We start from the raw sequence: 5,535 nt of genomic DNA on the forward strand, positions 1-5,535 counted from the left end.
CCGCTCCTGTTCTTCGTCAGATAGCCCGCTATCTTCCTCATCACAGAAGCGGAAATGCCTCAAAAACTCATCCCAAATCATCGCACGATAAATTCAAAACAGCTTCTTACAAGCAAAGCAGTTATGTGCTCTTATTTATCCTTGATTCCGAACAGCCAACGGAAGAAGCGGACAAAGATGTTGCGTTTTTTAGGCTTTTGTTCCGTTGCTTGCTGACCGGTAGAAATTTGTTCCAGCGAGTCTTTCGGTGCGATGGAGTCGGTAGGTAGCAGCAGGCTGTCTTTCTTCAGAAGTAACGAGTCGACCCCGATGTTCAGTGAGTCGGCTGGTAAAGATAACGAGTTTTTTTGTAGCCGGATTGAATCTGTACGCAACGAATCCGCCAATACTTTCCGGAGCATGTGCAAGGAGTCTATGGCAAGCGAATCGGTGCGGAGCGAGTCAACAGTCAGCGTGTCGCGGTGCAAGATGCTGTCGGCTTGTGCTGGTATTGGTCGGTGCTGTATAGGTTTCGGACGTTCTATCTTGAATTGTATGGGTACCGAGTATTTGCAGCGTACTGTGATTCCGTGGTCTTTTGCCGGAATCCAACGAGGCATTTGTTGGATAAGGGCTAGTGCCGCCGTGTCCATTGTAGGCTCCAGGCTACGTACAATGGTGGGTGAGGTGATCTGCCCGTTTCTTTCTACGACGAATTGTATTGCCACTACTCCTTCCAGACTGTCCCGTTTGGCACGTTCGGGGTATTTCAAATTCCTTTTTACATATCTTGTAAAGGCTTTCATTCCTCCTGGAAATTCGGGCATCTGTTCGGCAGAGGCATAGATACGTACCGAACTTTTGGCATACATTGTGATGGGGAGTGGTTCGTTCGGGTATTGCAGGAACTGTTGGATGGGAATAGAGAGGTTGTCCATCCCGTCGGCACGCACGGTCACCGGATGGTTGAAGTCGGCATCGATATGGAATAATCCGATTTCGTCGGTCGTAGTTCGCCGTCCTGTTCCCAGGATGCTGATGATAGCTCCCGTTATCGGTTCACCGGTATCAGAACTTACAATGCCTTCGACGGGGAAGGTCTGCTGGCTTTGCTTGAATGCTACAATATCTTGTGGGCTGTCCAGATAGAATGTCCGGGTAGCGTTTTCAGCTTCAAGGGCGAACGAGGCGACCGATTTATTGCGGTCGGTTGGAAAATATAAGTTTGCCGTACGGGTATAACTATCTTCGGTGGCATACCGGAAGGTAATGATTCCCTGTGCATCCCCGGTATACTCCTGGCTTCGTCCGGAAATCTTCAGAATTATGCCCGGCTGGGGTTGTCCGTTCGACTTCAGGACGGTAATACGGAATGTTGTTTCCGTTTCTATTCCCAACAGGTTTTGCGGTAGGATTAATGCAAGGCACATCAATAGTATGTGTCCTAATGTGTATAGTCTTCTGTTCCGGTTCATAATCATAGGAAAATAGCGGTGCAAAGCTACGAGTATTCTCTTTCATTTCAAAGTTTCTTGCCTGATTTCTGTTTCCTGTGTTTGATTTTATTATCTTTGTGCACGTAAACGGATTCAAAAACGGAGCAAGATGAAAAAGACATTCGACGAGTTTAAGAAATTTGCCATGCGGGGAAATGTCATCGACATGGCGGTAGGTGTCATTATTGGCGGTGCTTTCGGCAAGATCGTGTCATCGCTGGTAGGCGATGTAATAATGCCGGCGATAGGTCTGCTGGTGGGAGGTGTGAATTTTTCTGACCTGAAGTGGGTTATCAAGCAAGCGGTAGTGAAAGACGGAGAAGTGGTCACTCCCGAAGTGGCGCTTAATTATGGAAACTTTATCCAGGTGACTTTCGATTTTCTGATTATCGCTTTGGCGGTATTCTTTTTAGTGAAAGGCATCAATGCATTGACTCGGAAGAAAGAAGCCGAGACAAAGACTCCGCCTGCTCCTCCGGTAGATATCCAGTTGTTGACCGAGATACGTGATTTGTTGAAAGAAAAGAAGAATTAAGCGATATAATTAGAAGTTAAAATTAGAAGTTAAAGAAGTGAGAAGGAGTTATCGCCCGCTGAAACGGGCTTGGAGTTAAAAGCTAATATCCGGTTATGGCTTGCATAAGTAAAAGTATTGGCTTCTAACTCCTTGAAGCAACTCCCTTTTAACTCCTGATCTTAACCAAATAATGAATTATTTATGAAAACATTATTGATTTCCCTGCTGGCTTTTGCGGGTTTCTCCTTGCAGGCTTCCGAACCTGTTGACTTTGATAAGGCTTTTGCCCAATCGGTAAAAATCGAACAACAAATCAAACTCACTCATTTTCCCGACAGGGTGTACAATATCGTAGATTTCGGTGCAAGGCCCGATACACCCGAAGAACCTTGCCACGAAGCTATCAATCAGGCGATTATAACTTGCAGCCAGGAAGGAGGAGGCACAGTATTAGTTCCTAAAGGAACGTTTTATACCGGTCCGATAACCTTGAAAAGCAATGTAAACCTGCATGTGGAGGAAGGGGCTATACTGAAGTTTTCTACCGTTCAAGAACTTTATTTCCCTGCAGTTATTACCCGTTGGGAAGGATTGGATTGCTATAATGCTCATCCGTTGATTTATGCGTATGGCGAAACGAATATCGCGCTGACCGGTAAGGGAATCATTGACGGACAGGGCTCGAACGAACATTGGTGGTATATGTGTGGTGCATCCCGTTACGGCTGGAAGGAAGGGATGCGCAGCCAAAAGTTAGGAAGCCGCGAGCGTCTGATGGGATATGCCGAACTGAAACGTCCGATTTACGAACGTGTAATGACTCCTGAAGATGGACTGCGACCTCAACTGGTTAATTTTTATTCGTGCAATACCGTGCTGATAGAAGATGTGACTTTGCTGAACTCGCCCTTTTGGGTCATCCATCCTTTGTTTTGCGAGAGCCTGATTGTACGGGGCGTGAAGATATTCAACCGCGGTCCGAACGGGGACGGATGCGACCCCGAATCGTGCAAGAACGTGCTGATAGAGAATTGCCGTTTCGATACGGGAGACGATTGCATTGCGATTAAATCGGGACGGAACGAAGACGGGCGGAAATGGAACATCCCGAGTGAGAACATCGTTGTGCGGAATTGCGAGATGAAGAACGGGCATGGAGGCGTGGTTATCGGAAGCGAGATATCGGGCGGATACCGCAACCTGTATGTAGAAGATTGTGTGATGGACAGTCCGCAGCTGGATCGTGTCATCCGTATCAAGACCAGCACCTGCCGGGGTGGTGTGATAGAGAATGTATTTGTGCGGAATATCAAGGTAGGGCAATGCAACGAGGCGGTGTTGCGCATCAACCTGAAATACGAGGAGCGCGAGCAATGCAACCGGGGATTTGACCCGACGGTGCGCAATGTTCACCTGAAGAACGTGACCTGCGAAAAGAGTCGTTACGGCATCGTGGCTATCGGGCTGGACGATGACAAGCATGTATCCAACGTATCGCTGGAGGATTGTCACTTTAATAATGTAAAGGAGAACGGGAACCGCATCGATAACGTGAGCGATATCACGATGAAGAACCTGTACATCAACGGGAAACTCTTTGAGAATTAAGAATGAAGAATTAAGAATGAAGAATCGCTTCGCCTGCATGGGATTGGCTAACGCCGAACGTTGTTTCTTCATTCTTAATTCTTCATTCTTAATTATTCTTCGTTCTTTTTGTTCAGCTTCAGTTCTACAAGGAAAGCGACTATCAGTCCGATGCCTCCGCCTATCAGGACGCTGGCTCCATAGATAAGGGAAACGGTTTCGTTTACATGATGGTCGTAGTTTGAGAAATATGCCGATTGTGTGTTGTAGACGATGCAATAGCCGGCAATTAGACCCAGTCCGATGCCCAAGAACAAGCAGCCCATGCGCAGGGCAGAGAAGAAACCCGAAGGAGAAGAAGAGTTCGGACATTTCACTTTTTCTTTGTCCAGCAATTCGGGAGGTAGTTTTTCAATCAGCATGATTCGTTCTTTCCGTTTGGCATAAAGTTCGAACAACTTGTACATCACTCCAAAAATAATAGCCACATTGGCAACAATCATTAATTCATCCATATTATTATCAGTTTTATTTTGTTTCTTTGTTTCTTTAGACGCAAGTGGATGCGGAAGGTTACACCAAATGATAAAGATATTTATGAAAAAGAATGTCCGCAAACTTCCAGTAGAAACAAGCATATACTTGTCTTTGCCTTTAAAGATACTTGCATGGTCATTGCTTTATATATATGTAGCCAGTTGCAGATATATAAAGCTATAAAGGAAGAATATCGCGTTGGAGGGAAATGGTGTATATAGAACTATTGGACTATCATATGCGAGAATTTTTTTCACCGATAGTTGTAACCTCTTCCTTCTGTTTGCGTCTAAAAGTATGAAATGAATACGAACGAGTCACATATCATCGCACAGGTGTTGGCGGGGAAAACCGAAGCTTTCGCTTATTTCCTAGATACATACGGACAACAGATTTTTACGTTGATTGTCCGGATGGTATCATCTCCGGAAGACGCCGAAGAGCTGACGCAAGACACTTTCATGAAAGCCTTCCGCCACCTTGGCTCGTTTACAGGAGGCAGCAGTTTTTCTACGTGGATATACCGCATTGCCTACAATACCGCGCTTTCGGCATTGCGTAAGAGGCGTGAAGAAGTGCTGGCGATAGATGATAAGCAATGGGAGCGGGTTTCCGAAACAGAGGTGGACGAAGCACTGGATGACGATTCGGAAGACCGTGTTGCCCGTCTTCAGGAAGCCTTGCAACAGCTTGCTCCCGAAGAACGTGCCATCATCACTTTTTTTTACGAAGAAGAGAAGAATATCGATGAGATAGCGCATATCTTGAACCAAAGCGTTAGCAATATCAAGGTGAAACTGCACCGTATACGCAAGAAACTCTATCTATTAATGAACAAAGGAGAAATAAGCTATGACAACAGATAAAGGACTGAAAAAAGCACTGGGCAAACAATCGTCATACCGCTTGCCAAGTAATTTTACATATCGTATGATGCAGCAGGTGCGCGAGGAGGCCTTTGCACGTGAACGTCGGGAGGAACACCGTCTTTGGTGGGCATTGGCTGTATTTTGTTTGTGCACATTCTGTGGTGTGACCTATTATGTTGTTAAGTTGTATGGCGCATCCATAGTTCGTTGGTGGCATTCGTTGTCGTTTGCATTGCCTTCAGTCAATGCTGTCCTATTTTTCCTGCCTACGCTGGTGGCACTTCTTTGTTTGGGGAGATTGTATTGGTGGCTGGAGAAGAAAATGCAAAGTAATTAAGACAAGGAGACAAAATCTGCCCTGTCTGATAGCAGGGGCGGCCTTTGTCTCCTTCTTGTGGAAAATCCTTTCAGTTAAGAAGCTATTTTGAATTTGAAACAGGCTTTAGAAGCTGTTTTGAATTTCTCCAAAAAGTTTTTCTTGGCTTGATGTATCCGTTTTCGTGTGTGCTTTGGGCGATTTTTTGGTCCTTTTCGCTCCTGTTCTTCGTCA

General features: G+C 45.7%; 6 protein-coding genes. 4 read left to right on the forward strand and 2 right to left on the reverse strand.

The features are described 5' to 3' along the window. Window positions 1-131: 131 nt before the first annotated feature. On the reverse strand, window positions 132-1,376 hold the full coding sequence (locus B5F71_RS18530; RefSeq protein ID WP_241148658.1) for a TonB family protein: 1,245 nt from the start codon (window positions 1,374-1,376) through the stop codon (window positions 132-134). 208 nt (window positions 1,377-1,584) lie between these two features. Here B5F71_RS18530 and mscL point away from each other — a divergent pair, with 208 nt between their 5' ends. Together mscL and B5F71_RS18540 are read left to right on the forward strand one after the other, a co-directional pair. Beyond that, complete coding sequence (gene mscL / locus B5F71_RS18535; RefSeq protein WP_022039613.1) at window positions 1,585-2,010, forward strand: large-conductance mechanosensitive channel protein MscL; 426 nt, start codon at window positions 1,585-1,587, stop codon at window positions 2,008-2,010. 183 nt (window positions 2,011-2,193) lie between these two features. Continuing rightward, window positions 2,194-3,600: a glycoside hydrolase family 28 protein gene (locus tag B5F71_RS18540; protein ID WP_087213283.1), complete on the forward strand. Its 1,407-nt coding sequence runs from the start codon at window positions 2,194-2,196 to the stop codon at window positions 3,598-3,600. Between the two features lie 92 nt (window positions 3,601-3,692). Here B5F71_RS18540 and B5F71_RS18545 read toward each other — a convergent pair whose 3' ends face one another. Continuing rightward, window positions 3,693-4,094 carry a DUF6249 domain-containing protein gene (locus B5F71_RS18545; protein WP_087213285.1) on the reverse strand — a complete coding sequence of 134 codons (402 nt, stop codon included), beginning with the start codon at window positions 4,092-4,094 and terminating at the stop codon, window positions 3,693-3,695. 324 nt (window positions 4,095-4,418) lie between these two features. Between B5F71_RS18545 and B5F71_RS18550 the strand changes: the two genes are divergently transcribed. After that, window positions 4,419-4,982: an RNA polymerase sigma factor gene (locus B5F71_RS18550; protein WP_087213288.1), complete on the forward strand. Its 564-nt coding sequence runs from the start codon at window positions 4,419-4,421 to the stop codon at window positions 4,980-4,982. Continuing rightward, window positions 4,969-5,322 (forward strand): hypothetical protein, encoded by a 354-nt coding sequence (locus B5F71_RS18555; protein ID WP_022039609.1) that lies wholly within the window; start codon window positions 4,969-4,971, stop codon window positions 5,320-5,322. The genes B5F71_RS18550 and B5F71_RS18555 overlap by 14 nt, the downstream gene beginning before the upstream one ends. Window positions 5,323-5,535 lie beyond the last annotated feature (213 nt).

Origin of the sequence: Bacteroides sp. An269 (assembly GCF_002159755.1) — a bacterium.
GTDB classification, from domain to species: domain Bacteria; phylum Bacteroidota; class Bacteroidia; order Bacteroidales; family Bacteroidaceae; genus Phocaeicola; species Phocaeicola intestinalis.